Raw genomic sequence first — 13,437 nt, 5'->3', positions numbered from 1 at the left:
GACCTCAGATGACCGGCGGCGTGTGCCAGATGCGGTCGATGTAGTCGCGCATCGAGCGATCCGAGGAGAAGAAGCCGCAGCGGGCGATGTTGAGGATCGCGGAGCGCGTCCATGCCTCTTCGTCCTGGTAGGCGGCGTCGACCTCGGCCTGCGCGGCGATGTACGACGAGTAGTCGGCGAGGACCATGAACCGGTCGTCGTAGAGGAGATTCGAGACGACAGGCTCGAAGACGCTCTTGTCACCGCCGGAGAAGGCTCCCGAGGCGATGAGGTCCATGGCGCGGCGCAGATCGTCGTCGGCCTGGTAGAACTCGGCCGGCTTGTAGCCGCGCGCCCACAGCGCCTCGACCTCGGGCTCGCTCATCCCGAACAGGAAGAAGTTGTCGTCTCCGACGAGCTCGCGGATCTCGACGTTCGCCCCGTCGTCGGTGCCGATCGTGAGCGCGCCGTTGAGCGCGAACTTCATGTTGCCGGTGCCCGAGGCCTCCTTGCCCGCCAGCGAGATCTGCTCCGACAGGTCGGCGGCGGGGATGACGCGCTCGGCGAGGGTCACGTTGTAGTTCGGCGGGAAGAGCACCTTGAGGCGCCCCTCGACCCGCGGATCGTCGTTGACCACCGAGCCCACGGCGTTGATGAGGTGGATGATCTGCTTGGCCATGACGTAGCCGGGCGCCGCCTTCGCCCCGAAGATGAACGTGCGCGGCTGCAGCTCGGACGCCGGTACACGACCCGACACGACACCCTCGTACGCGGTGACGATGTGGAGGAGCTTGAGCATCTGCCGCTTGTACTCGTGGAGGCGCTTGACCATGACGTCGAGCATGTGGCCGTCGCTCACCTCGAAGCCGTCGCGCTCGCGCAGCACCGAGGAGAGCCGTCGCTTGTTGGCCGCCTTCACCTCGCGGAAGCTCGCACGGAAATCCGGGTCCTCGGCGTACGCCTCCAGCTCGCGCAGCCGCTCGAGGTCGGTCACCCAGCCCGCGCCGAGCGCGTCGGTGATGAGCCCCGACAGCTCCGGGTTGGCCAGGCGCATGAAGCGACGCGGCGTGACGCCGTTGGTCACGTTGGTGAACTTGCCGGGGAAGAACTCGTTGAAGTCGGGCAGCACCTTGTCGCGCAGGAGCTGCGAGTGCAGCTCCGCGACGCCGTTGACCTTCGCGCCGGCGACGGTGGCGAGGTAGGCCATCCGCACCGACCGCACCGGCACCTCGCCGATGATCGACATGTTGCGGATCCGCATCTCGTCGTCGCCGAAGCGCTCCCGCACCTCGGCGAGGAACTCCTCGTTGATCCGGTAGATGATCTCGAGGTGACGCGGCAGCAGACGCCCGAGCAGCTCCACCGACCACACCTCGAGCGCCTCGGGGAGGAGCGTGTGGCAGGTGTAGGCGAAGCACTCCCGCGTGATGGCCCATGCGGCGTCCCACTCGAGCTTCCGCTCGTCGACCAGCACGCGCATCATCTCGGGCACGCCGATGACGGGGTGGGTGTCGTTGAGCTGGAAGATCACGCGCTCGGGCAGCTTCGTCATGTCGAAGTCGTCCGCGAGCTGGTGCTGGAAGAAGTCGGCGATCGAGGCCGCCACGAAGAAGTACTGCTGCTGGAGGCGGAGCTCCTTGCCCTGGGGCGTGGAGTCCTCGGGGTAGAGGACCTTCGAGATGTTCTCGGCGAACGTCTGCGCCCGCACGGCCTCCTCGTAGTCCCCCGAGTTGAAGACGCGCAGGTCGAACGAGTTCGTCGCCTTCGCGCTCCACAGCCGCAGCGTGTTCACGCGGCCGTTCTGGTAGCCGGGGACCATGTAGTTGTACGGGACCGCCTGGACGTTCCAGCCCGGGATCCATCGCGTGCGCGTGACGCCGTCGTCGTCGTAGGTCTCGGTGTGTCCGCCGAAGGAGATGGACTGCGCGGCCTCGGGGTGCGGGAACTCCCACGGCGAGCCCATGGACAGCCACGCGTCGGGCTGCTCGACCTGCTGCTCGTCGACGAACGTCTGCCGGAAGATGCCGTACTCGTAGCGGATGCCGTAGCCGATGTTGGGCACGCCGAGCGTGGCGAGCGAGTCGATGAAGCACGCGGCGAGCCGGCCCAGTCCTCCGTTGCCGAGCCCGGGCTCCACCTCCTCCGCGCGGAGCTGGTCGATGTCGATGCCGCAGGAGGCCATGGCTTCGCGCGCGATGTCGGTCAATCCGGACGCCAGCAGGTTGTTGTCGAGCTGCCGGCCCAGGAGGTACTCCGCGGACAGGTAGCAGACGCCCTTGGCCTGCTGCTCGCGCTGCCGGCGCTGATCCTCGAGCCAGCGCGCCATGAGGTAGTCGCGGACGGTCATGGCGAAGGCGAAGTAGCGGTCGTTGTCGCTGGAGGCGGACAGCGGCACGCCGCGCTCGTAGTTGAGGTTGCGCAGGAACTGCCGGACGAAGCCGTCGACGGTGCTCGCCGGCCCGGTGACCGGCGCGAGCGCCAGCGGATGCGTCACGGGGAGCGCACCGTCGTTGCGCGGGGTGGTCACTGCGGCGGAAGTCTGGTTCTCGGGCACGATACGACCGTACACACTCCCCCACTGCGCTGTGACCGCTCACAGCCGGATTCGAGGCGACTGTTTACACGTCCGTTGCATTTCGCTCAGCGGATATTGCCGGTGCAGCGACGCTCGGGAGGGATGCGCTCCGTCGGCCTCAGCCCGCCCGCTCCGCCTTCAGAGCCTCGCGGGCCCGCTGGAGCTCGGCCGTCGTCACCCCGACGGCGTCCTCCGCCTGCTGCACGCGGCGCTCGGCGAACGTCGTCGCGCCGTGCCGCGAACGCACCCCGTCGTGGCGCTCGCGGACGCCCTCCACGACGTACGCGGACGCGATGAGGATGACCTGCGACGACAGATTGAGCCAGAGCAGGAGCGCGATGAGCGCCGCGAAAGTGGCCAGGAGCGGATTGGACGTCGCGCCGCCGACGAAGAGACCTGAGAGCGTCTGCAGGACCGTCAGCCCGGCCGCGCCCAGGAGCGCGCCGGACCACAGCGAACGCCGATCCGGTCGCAGTCCCGACAGGAGGCGGAACACCGCCACGAGGATCAGTGCGTCGAGGGCGAACGTGACGAGGATCGCGACCGCGCGCCCGCCGAAGGCGACCAGTGGATGGTCGGCGGACAGCCCCACCCACCCGGCGATCGTGCCGACGCCCGCCGTGCCGATCACGGTGACGACGGCCGAGGCCCCGAGGGCGCCGCCCACGCCCACCGCGAGGCCCAGGTTGCGGAGGATCACCCAGTACCACGCCAGGTCGTCGAGGGGTCGGTCGGCGATGGTGTGGAGCGCCGTGCGCAACGAGCCGATGGCGCCGATCGCCGCACCGACCAGTCCGACGAGGGCGACCGCGCCGGCGATCGAGAGCCCGGCGGGCGCGGTGATCGCGTCGGGGTCGATCAGGCCTCCCTCGCCCACCAGCCCGGGAATGGCGCGATCGACGGCGGAGATGAGCGCCGCCCACGCTGCGGGGTTGCCCGCCAGCCACAGCGCCGCCGCCGAGAATCCGAGCAGGACCCCCGCGAAGATGCTGAACAGCGCACGGTAGGTCACGCTGTCGGCGAGCATCGGGCCGCGGTGCTCGCTGTAGCGGAGGAAGGCGCGCACGGGCTTGCGCGCGAGCGCCCAGGCGGCCAGGCGAGCGGTGAGCCGAGCGACGTCCATCGCGCCAGACTAACGAGACTCCGGCCGTCGCAGGCCGGGGGTTGACAGCGAGGCCGGGGCCCACGAGGAGTGAACATCTGTCACATGCGCCCCACTGATCTTCTTCTTCCCCAGGAGCACCGCGGCGCAATAGAATACCGGCGGGGAGAGGATGGGCCGTGAAGGGACTCGCGGAAAGCCTCGTGCAATCGGGCGCGATCAGTGCGGACGACATGTGGGATGCCGTCGCCGAGTACGGCGAGGGTCCCGAGCTGCGTCGACGCCTCGTCGAGGCGAACCTCGTCTCGCAGACGCAGCTGGCCGTCGGCATCGCGCGGCAGCTGGGTCTGAAGTTCATCGATCTGCCCGAAGAGGAGCTGACCGCCGAGACGATCGCCTCGGTCCCGCCGGCGCTCTGCCGCCGCTACCAGATCATCCCCATCGAGCGCGGCCGCCGGAGTCTCACCATCGGCATGGTCGATCCCACCGACCTCATCGCCATCGACGACATCGCCACGGCGACCGAGTTGAACGTCCGCCCCGTGGTGGTGGCCGCCGACGCCCTCGAGGCCGCCTTCGCACGCTTCCTGCGCTCCGACGAGGAGATGATCGATCTCTCCGAGCAGATCGGCGAGATCGCCGCCGCCGACGGCGCGGGCACGGAGTCGATCGAGGAGCAGGTCGACGACGCACCGGTGGTCCGATTCGTCAACCTCCTCATCGCGCAGGCGATCAACGACCGCGCCAGCGACATCCACATCGAGCCCGGCGAGAAGAACCTCACCGTCCGGTACCGCATCGACGGCGTCCTCCATGAGATGCAGCGCGCCGACCGGGCGATCCAGGACGGCGTCATCTCGCGACTGAAGATCATGGCGTCCGTCGACATCGCCGAGCGCCGCAAGCCGCAGGACGGCCGCCTGTCGGTCCACCACGACGGTCGGCAGATCGATCTGCGCCTGGCGACGCTTCCGACGGTGTGGGGCGAGAAGATCGTCATGCGCATCCTCGACAGCTCGGCGCAGTCGCTGACGATGTCGGATCTGCGGTTCTCGATCCGCAACGAGCAGAAGTTCCGCTCGGCGATCACCCGCCCGCACGGCATGATCCTCGTCACCGGGCCGACCGGCTCGGGAAAGTCCACCACGCTCTACACCGCGCTCAACACCGTCGCCAATCCGCGGATCAACGTCATCACGGTCGAGGACCCGGTGGAGTATCGCATCGCCGGCATCAACCAGGTGCAGGTCAATGCCCGCGCAGGCATGACCTTCCAGGCCGCGCTGCGTTCGATCCTCCGCTCCGACCCCGACGTCGTGCTCGTGGGCGAGATCCGCGACGAGGAGACGGCGACGATCTCGATCGAAGCAGCTCTCACCGGGCACCTCGTGCTGTCGACGCTGCACACCAACGACGCCCCGAGCGCGCTCACCCGCCTGGTGGAGGTCGGCTGCGAGCCCTACCTCGTCGGAACGGCGCTATCCGCCGTCGTCGCGCAGCGCCTCGCACGCCGGCTCTGCATGAAGTGCCGCGAGGCGTACACCGAGACGCGCGAGGTGCTGACGTCGGTGAAGTTCCCGCACAATCCCCTCGATCCGCCGGTGCTGTACCGCGCTGTCGGCTGCCAGGAATGCTCCGGCACCGGATACCGCGGCCGCGTGGCGCTGCACGAGGTGATGGAGGTCACCGAGAAGCTCGAGCAGCTGGTCGTGTCGCACGCAACCGGCACGGAGCTGCGTGCCACCGCGCTGGAGGAAGGCATGATCTCGCTCCGCGAAGACGGGTTCAGCAAGGTCGCCGAGGGCATCACGACCATCGAAGAGGTCATGCGCGTCTCGATCTGAGCACGGCGCGCGGCGCTGCACGACGTGGAGGAAAGAGCAGGGCGCGCGTCCCTCCCCAGTTCCGCGCGCCCTGCCGTCTGTGACGGAGTCAGCCGGATTGTCCGAGCTCTCCGTAGATCGAGAAGATCGGCAGGTACAGCGAGATCACCATGCCGCCGATGATGATGCCGATGCCGACGATGAGGATGGGTTCGATCGAGGCGGTGAGCTGCTCGGTGGCGGTCTGCACCTCGCCCTCGTAAAAGTCGGCGATGGACGCCAGCATGTCGGGGAGCGTGCCCGACTCCTCGCCCACCGCGGCCATCTGCGCGACCATCGGCGGGAAGACCGCGGCCTTGGCGAGGGGGGCGGAGAACGACTTGCCCTGGGTCACCGATTCCTGAACGGCACGGACTGCCTGCTCGATCTTGTGGTTGTTCGCCGCCGACCCGACGATGGCGAGCGCCTGCACGAGAGGCACGCCTGCCTTGAGCATCATCGAGAGCCCCCGACTGAACCGGGCCACGGCGATCTTGGTGGCGAGCGGCCCGAAGACCGGCAGCTTCAGCTTGATCGGGTCGACGATCCGGCGCACCTGCTCCTCGTTGCGGTTCTTGATCCACCAGAACCAGCCCACGACGCCGACGAGGATCATCAGCGGCAGGACCCAGAACATGTTGTTGGAGATGGCGACGATGATCTGCGTCGGAACGGGCAGTTCCGATCCGAGGCTCTCGAACATGTTCTCGAACACCGGTACCACGAAGGTCACCATCGCGATGACGCCGAGGACCGCGATGATCAGCACGATCAGCGGGTACGTCGTGGCCGACTTGATCTTGTTCTGGAGCTCCGCCTCGTTCTGATAGGTCTCCGCGATCGTCGTGAGGGACTGTCCCAGGAATCCGCCGGACTCCCCGACCCGCACCATGCTGATCATGAGCGGCGGGAAGACATCCGGGTGCTGGGCCAGCGCCGCGGAGAAGGAGCTCCCCGACTCGATGGAAGCGTGCACCTTCACCAGCGCGTCGCGCAGCTTCCTGTCCTCCGCCTGCTCGACCAGGATGGAGAGCGTGCGCATCAGCGGCAGGCCGGCGTTGACGAGGCCGGCCATCTGCTTCGCGAACACCGCGAGCGTCGCCACCTTCACGCGCTTCGCGAATCCGGGGATCGTGATCTCGCGATTGAGGCCGGTCTTCGAGGCCGGCGCGATCTCCAGCGGCGTCAGTCCTTGCGCACGGAGCTTGATGGCCACGGCGTTCTCGCTGGAGGCTTCCATCCCGCCCTTGACGACCGCGCCGCCCGTCGCGTCGACAGCCCGATACGTGTACTCCTCGACGAGTGCCATCAGTGCCCCCAGCCCGCCGCGGAGCGCTCGGACGCATGCATCGTCCAGGCCTCCGCGTCGTAGTCCGCGGGCCGCACCCGGGTGTCGTTGAACACCTTCGGGTCCTCGGCGATCTCCTTCGCGAGCGCCAGCGAGATGGAGCCGTCGGCGACGAGCCGCTGCAGATCCTGATCGAGCGTGTGCATGCCGATCGATCCGCCCGCCTGAAGCATCGAGTAGATCTGGCTGATCTCGCCCTCGCGGATGAGGTTCGCGATGGCGGGCGTGTTGACCAGCACCTCGGTGGCGATCACGCGACCCTCCGACTGCGCGCGCGGCAGCAGGGTCTGCGTGATGATGCCGCGCAGCGTGTCGCCGAGCTGGGTGCGCACCTGGTTCTGCTGGTCGGACGGGAACGCATCGACGATGCGGTTGATCGACTTGGCGGCGCTCTGGGTGTGGAGCGTCGAGAGCACGAGGTGTCCGGTCTCCGCTGCGGTGAGCGCAGTCGAGATCGACTCCGGGTCTCGCAGCTCGCCGATGAGGATGATGTCCGGGTCCTGACGCAGCACGCGTCTCAGCGCCTCGGAGAACGAGGCCGTGTCACTGCCGATCTCGCGCTGATGGATCAGGGCCCGCTTGCTCGTGTGCTGGAACTCGACCGGATCCTCCACGGTGACGATGTGCGCGGGCCTGGTGCGGTTGACCACATCGATCATCGAGGCGAGCGTCGTCGACTTGCCAGAGCCCGTGGGGCCGGTGACCAGCACCAGGCCGCGAGGCTTCGTGACCAGCTCCGCCGCCACCTGCGGCACGCCGAGCTCATCGAAGTTCTTGATCCGGTCGGGGATGAAGCGCAGTGCGACGGCGACCTGACCGAGTTGACGGAAGACGTTCACTCGAAAGCGGGCGACCTGCGGCACGGTGATGGACAGGTCCACCTCGCCGGAGCTGCGGAACTCCGCGATCTGCTCGTTCGACAGGATGCCGCCCATGGCCGATTCGAGCCAGTTCGTGGTCGTGGGCTCCTCGTAGCCCGGGATCGACTCCAGCTCTCCGTCCACACGCATCTGGGGCGGGTGGTTCGCGGTGAGATGCACGTCCGAGGCGCGCGAGCGGGCTGCCGCGGCCAGCAGACCGTGGAGCGGAGTGCTCTCCAGGCTCATGGGGTGTCCTCCGTTCGGAAGTAGGTGAGCGCCGAGACGACCAGGGTCCCGTCGGTGTAGGCGACGTCGATGGGCAGGACCAGACGCGGTCCGCCGCCCAGGGAGTCGACGAACGAGGACGCCGCGAGGGCACGGGCGGTGGCCTCCTCGGCGTCGACGGCCGCCTCCTCCGTCTCACCCTCGTCATCCCCGACGGCGAACGGCAGAGCGAGGTCGAGCGTGATCGTGACGAGCACCTGCCGTTGCGGCGAGACGCCCTCGGTCTCGGGGACAGCCGGCGCGGGCGTGGCCGGCGCGGCGGCTGCGTCGTCGGACGCGGCGGGCGTGGCCTCAGCGCCGCTGGTCTCCGCGCCGGTCGCCCCTCCGTCCGCCGCCGCCGGCGCAGCTTCGGCGACGACATTGCCGTCCTCGTCGACCTGCGCCCGGGGCAGCCAGGGCTCCACTTCGTCGGCGACGACCGAGACGACGCGGATGTCCAACTGCTCCGCCGCCTCGGCGATCAGCGCGTGGACGTCGTCGAGCTGGGTCTCGGGCGCGATCTGCGCCCGCAGCGCGGCGAGATCTGCGTCGATCTCGTCGATCCTGGCGCCGGCTTCGGCGAGGATCGCCACCTGCTGCTCGTAGATCGTGTTGTTGGTCGTGACCGTGCGGGTCTGGTCGTCGATCGCTCGCGACTCGCTGTACATCGGAAACGCGATGAGGGCGATGCCTGCGACGAGCACCACGACGACGGCGAGGATCCCCGCGAGGTTGATGAGCTGCTTGTTCGCGTTCATTCGACGGCCTCCGGCGCGAACTCGCCCGTGTAGACCGTCTGGTCGAACTCGATCCGGAGCTCGAACCGGTACGCGTCTTCAACGCTCGACTGCGCCCAGCCGTCCGCGAACCGGACGTCCTCGAGCGACCGCACGTCGCGGATGATCTCGACGATGTCGACGGGCGAGGAGCCGCTCAGCACGACGAGCCCCTTCACTCCCGTCGACGTGGTCGGGTCGACGTCGGCGACCGGAAGACCACCCGGGGCGAGCCGGTACTCCGTGACGGCGATGCCGGACGGAAGCGTGCCGTCGATCTCGGCGATGAGCCGCCGCCAGGTGACATCGGTGCCCATCGCCTGCGCCCGGAAGTCGGCGAGCTCCGACTGCAGGGCCACCTTCGCGCCCACAGGCTGCAGCTCGGCGACCTGCCCCAGCAGGTCGGACGTGCGCGTCTGCTCGACGGCCAGCCGCACCTGTGCGGTCGTCTGCAGGACGAACGCGCCCGCACTGACGATAGCGACCGCGGCGAGTGCGGCGGCGAGACCCCACGCCCAGTGGCGCAGGAGGACCGCGCGTTCGCGTCGCTCGATCGCCGCGCGCGGCATGAGGTTCACCTGGGGAACGACTCCGGTGACGAGCGCAGGCGTCGATGTGCGAGCAGCCATCACCGTGTTCCCCTCATCGCGAGCCCGACCGTGGTGAGGAGATTGAAATCGAGGTCTCCGGCGGGAATGGGCGTCTTCGCCTCGGCGACGGCGCTGACACCGACGAGCTGGACGGGCATGGGCAGACTCGCTGCCAGCGCATCCGCGATGCCATCCACCGCAGCGCCGGACCCGCAGACGAGCACGCGCGTCACCGGCGCGTTGACGGAGCGGTCAGCGTAGAAGCGCAGCGTGCTCCCGAGGCGTCCGACGACGTCGGAGATCTCCGCTGCGGTCATCGTGACCGAACGCGCCGCGCCCCTGTTCGCCGAACGGCGCCGCGTCGGCATCTCGCCGGCGGGAACGGGCTCGAGCACCTCCTCGAAGGCGATCACCGATGCGTCCTCGGACTCGACCGAGGCGACCCGCGCGCGCACGGCCTCTGTGGCGATCTCCATCGGGATGATGCGGACGAACCGGGGCACGCGGTCCTGCGTCACCACGACATAGGTCGTGTGGTCGCCCAGGAAGAGCGTCGCGACCGTCTCCCCCGCCGCGGTCAGCCCGCCCACCGCGCGGGCGAGGGCGAACGGCGCGAGGTCGACCACATCGACCTTGAGCTTGGCCTTCGTCACTGCCGTCACGAGCTCGTCGACGGTGTCGGCGACGGCCGCGACGAGAAGCCCGGTCACCTGGTCGTCCTCCTGCGACACCGGGAGGAAATCGAGCACGGCCTGCTCGGCCGGGACCGGGAGAAGGTCCTGCACCTGATAAGGCAGCGCCTGCGCGAGGAGCTCCGGGCGCATGGCAACGGTCGTGTAGTCGCGCACCAGGATCCGCCGGCTGCCGATGCCCAGCACGACGTCGCGGCTCTTGATGCCGGCGCGGCTCCACAGCTGCCGTATCGCGAGGACGACGGCGTCCGAGTCGAACACCTCGGAGTCCTTGGCAGCGCCCGGCGGCAGCGGCACGGATCCGAAGGCGAGCACACGCGGGCTGCGGCCCAGGGCCACTTCCGCCGCGCGCACACCCTCCTCGGTGATCTCGAGGCCGACGATCGTCTTCGCCATGCTCCTTTTCCTTCCTTCCACGCCCGGCTCAGCCGGTCGTCAGCATCCCGATGTACCAGCGAGAGATGGGCTCGCCGACGATGATCCCCACCCAGCCGCCCGCGAGCAGCCACGGGCCGAAGGGGATGGCGGTCTTCCGCCCGGCGCGGCGCACGAGGATGAGCGCCAGCCCGAACAGGCCACCGAGCACGAACGCGGCGAAGGCGCCCACTGCCAGCGCACCCCAGCCCGTCCAGCCGAGGGCGAGGCCCATGACCCCGGCCAGCTTCACGTCGCCGCCGCCCATGCCGCCACGCCGCACCGCACGAAGCAGCGCGTAGAGCGCGAACAGGGCAGCGCCTCCGATGACCGCCCGAAGAAGTGCGGCCCACGGTGCGCCGACGACGCACGCGACAGCGAAGAGGGCGAGGAGCACGACATAGGCGGGCAGCACGATGGCGTTCGGCAGCCGCCTGGTGTCCACATCGATGAGAGTCAGCGCGATGCTGATGGACGCCAGGTAGAGGAAGGCGACCAGCACGACGACGGTCGCCGCGGGAGGGAGCATCGTGGCGCTCAGGACCAGCCAGGTCACCGCCGCGAAGGCGGCGCCCGTCGCGAGCTCGACGAGGGGGTACCGCGCGGAGATGCGCTCACCGCAGGAGGCGCATCGTCCTCGGAGCGCCAGCCAGGAGACCACCGGGACGTTCTGCCACGGGCGCACGGGCGCGTCGCAGGCGGGGCAGCGGCTGGGCCGCAGGAGGGAGATACCCGCCGGGACCCGATAGATGACGACGTTGAGGAAGGAGCCGATCACGAGGCCGAACAGAGCGGCCAGTGCGAGGGCGAGGGCGAGGGCGAGCGGGGTCATGGCGTCCACGACTCCAGGCTGGCGTAAGTGACGTCGCGCTGCCGTTGCAGTGCACCGACCGTTTTGGTCTCCACGCTGATCCCGTGCTCCGCGCCCATCCCGGGAAGCCCGATGGGATCGGCGGTGAACGTGAACTTTCCGCCGGGGCTCCACGCCCCGCCGTACAGGGTGCCGGACCAGCGGTCGACGCCCTTGCTGCCCACATCGACGGAGCACGGCGTGTAGCCGATGGCACGCACGGAGGGCTCGACGACCGTTCCGTTGATGTAGAGCTTCGACTGACCGGTTCCGCAGGTGGGTTTGTGGTCTCCGGGGGTGCGGTCCTCGGTGATGACGTACATCGACGGCTTGCCGGCGGCGGACGCCGCCGCGCGGAAGGTGATGGAGCCGAAGTTGAAGGAGTTCGCAAGCAGCACGAGGTTGGTCTTCAGCTGGACGACCGGCACAGATCCGTTCTCGGAGCTCAGCACCGTGCACGCTCGCGCGTCCACCACGGTGTTGGCTGCGAGGCTTCCGAGCCAGGTGGTCCAGCCCGTGCCGGGCGATGAGTTGAAGTAGTTGCAGGATCCGACGCCACTGCCGGAGTTCACGAGCGTGACGACGTTGTAGCCGGGCCAGTCGGAGGCCTTGTAGGCGTACTCGAACCAGGTCGGAAGCGTCAGAGCGGGAACGGACTCGACGCTCGCGGGACGCTGGACTCCCCCGACCACCGTGCCCGAGTTGGGCGTGTAGGTGCGGCCGGAAGGGAAGGTGAGCGATCCCTGGATCCGCACGCTGCCCAGCTGGACGTCGCCGGTGGTCCTCACCGACCCGCCGATCGTCTTGTTCTCCCAGCCGAACTCGAGGCGGCCGTTGGCGAGGATATTGCCGTTGATCGTGCCGCGGATGACGCTCGAGCCGGTGCCGCGGAGCGTGAGGTCGCCCTGGAAGGTGTCGCTCCCGCAGCACATGTTCAGGGTGCCGCCGGCGGCGACGGTGCCGGACACGTTGCAGCCGGACTGCGTGTTGATGTTCCCCTTCACGGTCAGGTTCCCGGGGATCTTGGCGTTGCAGTTGAAGGCGGTGGCCTCGGGTACGACGATGTTGACGCGGCGACCGGGATCGGTCACCTCGACATTGGAGTTGAAGTCGATGGAGTTGGTGCCGAAGAACACCATGTCGCCGCCGAGCGAGGTCGATGTGGAGAAGCCGAACTCCGCCTGCAGCGCCGTCCTCGCGCCGTCGACGTTCGCGTTCACGCGCACCGTGGCGATGGTGTCCGTGCAGGACACGGCGTAGGTGTATCCGCGGCTCCCGGCGTCGGCGGACACTGCGACCGGGCTGCTCACGACGTACTTGGCGGGAGCGGTGGGGCAGGCGATCTCGCCCTTCTTGAGCTGCGCGGACACGGCGGCGAGGCCGGCGTCGGCGGCGGCGCGCGATTCGGCCTGCGCCCGCCCGGACGCCGTGAACCCCGCCGTGTTGACGACGATCGACGACAGGGCCAGACCGGCGATGGTGAGTACGAGCATCACGAGGAGCACGGCGACCAGGGACGAGCCGGAGTCGTCGCCCCCACCGCGGCGGACCTTCGAGATCAGTTCCAGCATGTCGGCGCCCCCGTCGTCGCCACGGTCTGCGCGGTCATCCCATCGGAGACGGAGACGGTGACGGCGCGATCGCCGATCACCGTGATGTTGACGCCCACCTGCACGCCGCGTGACCCGACGAGCGCGAACGGAGCGCCGCTGATGGTCCCCGTCGCGGTGTCGCGGGGCCGCTGCGTGCTCTTCCCCGCAATCACGGCCCACGTGGACGCGTCGCTGCTGCGCATCGTGGTGCCGGCGCTGTATCGGATCGAGTTGTCGAGATACACCCAGGCACGGCACTCCCACGTCCACGTGCCGGTGTAGGCGGCACTCGGCACCGCGACGACAGCGTCGACCCGGCTGCCGGCGCCGCTGACCCGGACGGAGGACGCGTTGCGCAGGGCATCGGCCATCGTGGTCTTCAGTACGGACGCCTGGCCTGTGGCCACGTCGCGAGCGACGGAGCGCTGCTGCACATTCCACCCGTTCACGAACATGAGGGTGAGCAGTCCGGCGAACAGTCCGGCGACGAAGATGCCGACGATGAGCTCGACGAGGCTCATGCCCGCGTCGTC

General features: G+C 68.9%; 11 protein-coding genes. 1 reads left to right on the top strand and 10 read right to left on the bottom strand.

All coding sequences use genetic code 11. The annotated features are described in order from the left end of the window. Positions 1-4: 4 nt before the first annotated feature. On the bottom strand, positions 5-2,473 hold the full coding sequence (locus ACPWUT_RS05445) for a glycogen/starch/alpha-glucan phosphorylase (protein ID WP_284529599.1): 2,469 nt from the start codon (positions 2,471-2,473) through the stop codon (positions 5-7). 199 nt (positions 2,474-2,672) lie between these two features. Continuing rightward, the gene (locus ACPWUT_RS05440) at positions 2,673-3,677 is read right to left on the bottom strand and encodes a YihY/virulence factor BrkB family protein (protein ID WP_425841452.1); all 1,005 of its coding nucleotides are present in this window, start codon (positions 3,675-3,677) and stop codon (positions 2,673-2,675) included. Between the two features lie 158 nt (positions 3,678-3,835). Here ACPWUT_RS05440 and ACPWUT_RS05435 point away from each other — a divergent pair, with 158 nt between their 5' ends. Next, on the top strand, positions 3,836-5,500 hold the full coding sequence (locus tag ACPWUT_RS05435; RefSeq protein WP_425841449.1) for a GspE/PulE family protein: 1,665 nt from the start codon (positions 3,836-3,838) through the stop codon (positions 5,498-5,500). An 88-nt stretch (positions 5,501-5,588) separates the two neighbouring features. On the opposite strand, the gene ACPWUT_RS05430 is transcribed toward ACPWUT_RS05435, so the two are convergent. Genes ACPWUT_RS05430 through ACPWUT_RS05395 form a run of 8 tightly spaced genes read right to left on the bottom strand, consistent with a single transcriptional unit; the run spans position 5,589 to position 13,425 of the window. Next, positions 5,589-6,827: a type II secretion system F family protein gene (locus ACPWUT_RS05430; RefSeq protein WP_425841446.1), complete on the bottom strand. Its 1,239-nt coding sequence runs from the start codon at positions 6,825-6,827 to the stop codon at positions 5,589-5,591. Then, positions 6,827-7,972, bottom strand: a complete 1,146-nt coding sequence (locus ACPWUT_RS05425) for a type IV pilus twitching motility protein PilT (RefSeq protein WP_425841443.1) — start codon at positions 7,970-7,972, stop codon at positions 6,827-6,829. The genes ACPWUT_RS05430 and ACPWUT_RS05425 overlap by 1 nt, the downstream gene beginning before the upstream one ends. After that, positions 7,969-8,748, bottom strand: coding sequence for a hypothetical protein (locus ACPWUT_RS05420; RefSeq protein ID WP_425841440.1), 780 nt, complete (start codon positions 8,746-8,748; stop codon positions 7,969-7,971). The genes ACPWUT_RS05425 and ACPWUT_RS05420 overlap by 4 nt, the downstream gene beginning before the upstream one ends. Beyond that, a complete protein-coding gene (locus ACPWUT_RS05415; RefSeq protein WP_425841437.1) occupies positions 8,745-9,395 on the bottom strand; it encodes a hypothetical protein in 651 nt (216 codons plus the stop codon). Before ACPWUT_RS05415 ends, ACPWUT_RS05420 begins: the two co-directional genes overlap by 4 nt. Then, positions 9,395-10,444 (bottom strand): type IV pilus biogenesis protein PilM, encoded by a 1,050-nt coding sequence (pilM, locus tag ACPWUT_RS05410; protein WP_425841435.1) that lies wholly within the window; start codon positions 10,442-10,444, stop codon positions 9,395-9,397. Before pilM ends, ACPWUT_RS05415 begins: the two co-directional genes overlap by 1 nt. Before the next feature lie 28 nt (positions 10,445-10,472). Next, a complete protein-coding gene (locus ACPWUT_RS05405) occupies positions 10,473-11,294 on the bottom strand; it encodes a prepilin peptidase (RefSeq protein ID WP_425842194.1) in 822 nt (273 codons plus the stop codon). Continuing rightward, complete coding sequence (locus ACPWUT_RS05400; RefSeq protein WP_425841432.1) at positions 11,291-12,883, bottom strand: hypothetical protein; 1,593 nt, start codon at positions 12,881-12,883, stop codon at positions 11,291-11,293. Before ACPWUT_RS05400 ends, ACPWUT_RS05405 begins: the two co-directional genes overlap by 4 nt. After that, on the bottom strand, positions 12,871-13,425 hold the full coding sequence (locus tag ACPWUT_RS05395; RefSeq protein ID WP_425841429.1) for a hypothetical protein: 555 nt from the start codon (positions 13,423-13,425) through the stop codon (positions 12,871-12,873). The genes ACPWUT_RS05400 and ACPWUT_RS05395 overlap by 13 nt, the downstream gene beginning before the upstream one ends. Positions 13,426-13,437: the final 12 nt, after the last annotated feature.

This window comes from Microbacterium sp. PA5 (assembly GCF_049860775.1).
GTDB lineage: Bacteria > Actinomycetota > Actinomycetes > Actinomycetales > Microbacteriaceae > Microbacterium.
Note: the sequence above shows the minus strand (reverse complement) of the source record. Positions and strands in the feature narration are given on the sequence as shown.

Coding starts and splice junctions, on each gene's coding strand:
- ACPWUT_RS05440 (WP_425841452.1), bottom strand. CDS start 3,677: ATGGACGTCGCTCGGCTCACCGCTCGCCTGGCCGCCTGGGCGCTCGCG.
- ACPWUT_RS05420 (WP_425841440.1), bottom strand. CDS start 8,748: ATGAACGCGAACAAGCAGCTCATCAACCTCGCGGGGATCCTCGCCGTC.
- ACPWUT_RS05395 (WP_425841429.1), bottom strand. CDS start 13,425: ATGAGCCTCGTCGAGCTCATCGTCGGCATCTTCGTCGCCGGACTGTTC.
- ACPWUT_RS05430 (WP_425841446.1), bottom strand. CDS start 6,827: ATGGCACTCGTCGAGGAGTACACGTATCGGGCTGTCGACGCGACGGGC.
- ACPWUT_RS05415 (WP_425841437.1), bottom strand. CDS start 9,395: ATGGCTGCTCGCACATCGACGCCTGCGCTCGTCACCGGAGTCGTTCCC.
- pilM (WP_425841435.1), bottom strand. CDS start 10,444: ATGGCGAAGACGATCGTCGGCCTCGAGATCACCGAGGAGGGTGTGCGC.
- ACPWUT_RS05425 (WP_425841443.1), bottom strand. CDS start 7,972: ATGAGCCTGGAGAGCACTCCGCTCCACGGTCTGCTGGCCGCGGCAGCC.
- ACPWUT_RS05400 (WP_425841432.1), bottom strand. CDS start 12,883: ATGCTGGAACTGATCTCGAAGGTCCGCCGCGGTGGGGGCGACGACTCC.
- ACPWUT_RS05405 (WP_425842194.1), bottom strand. CDS start 11,294: ATGACCCCGCTCGCCCTCGCCCTCGCCCTCGCACTGGCCGCTCTGTTC.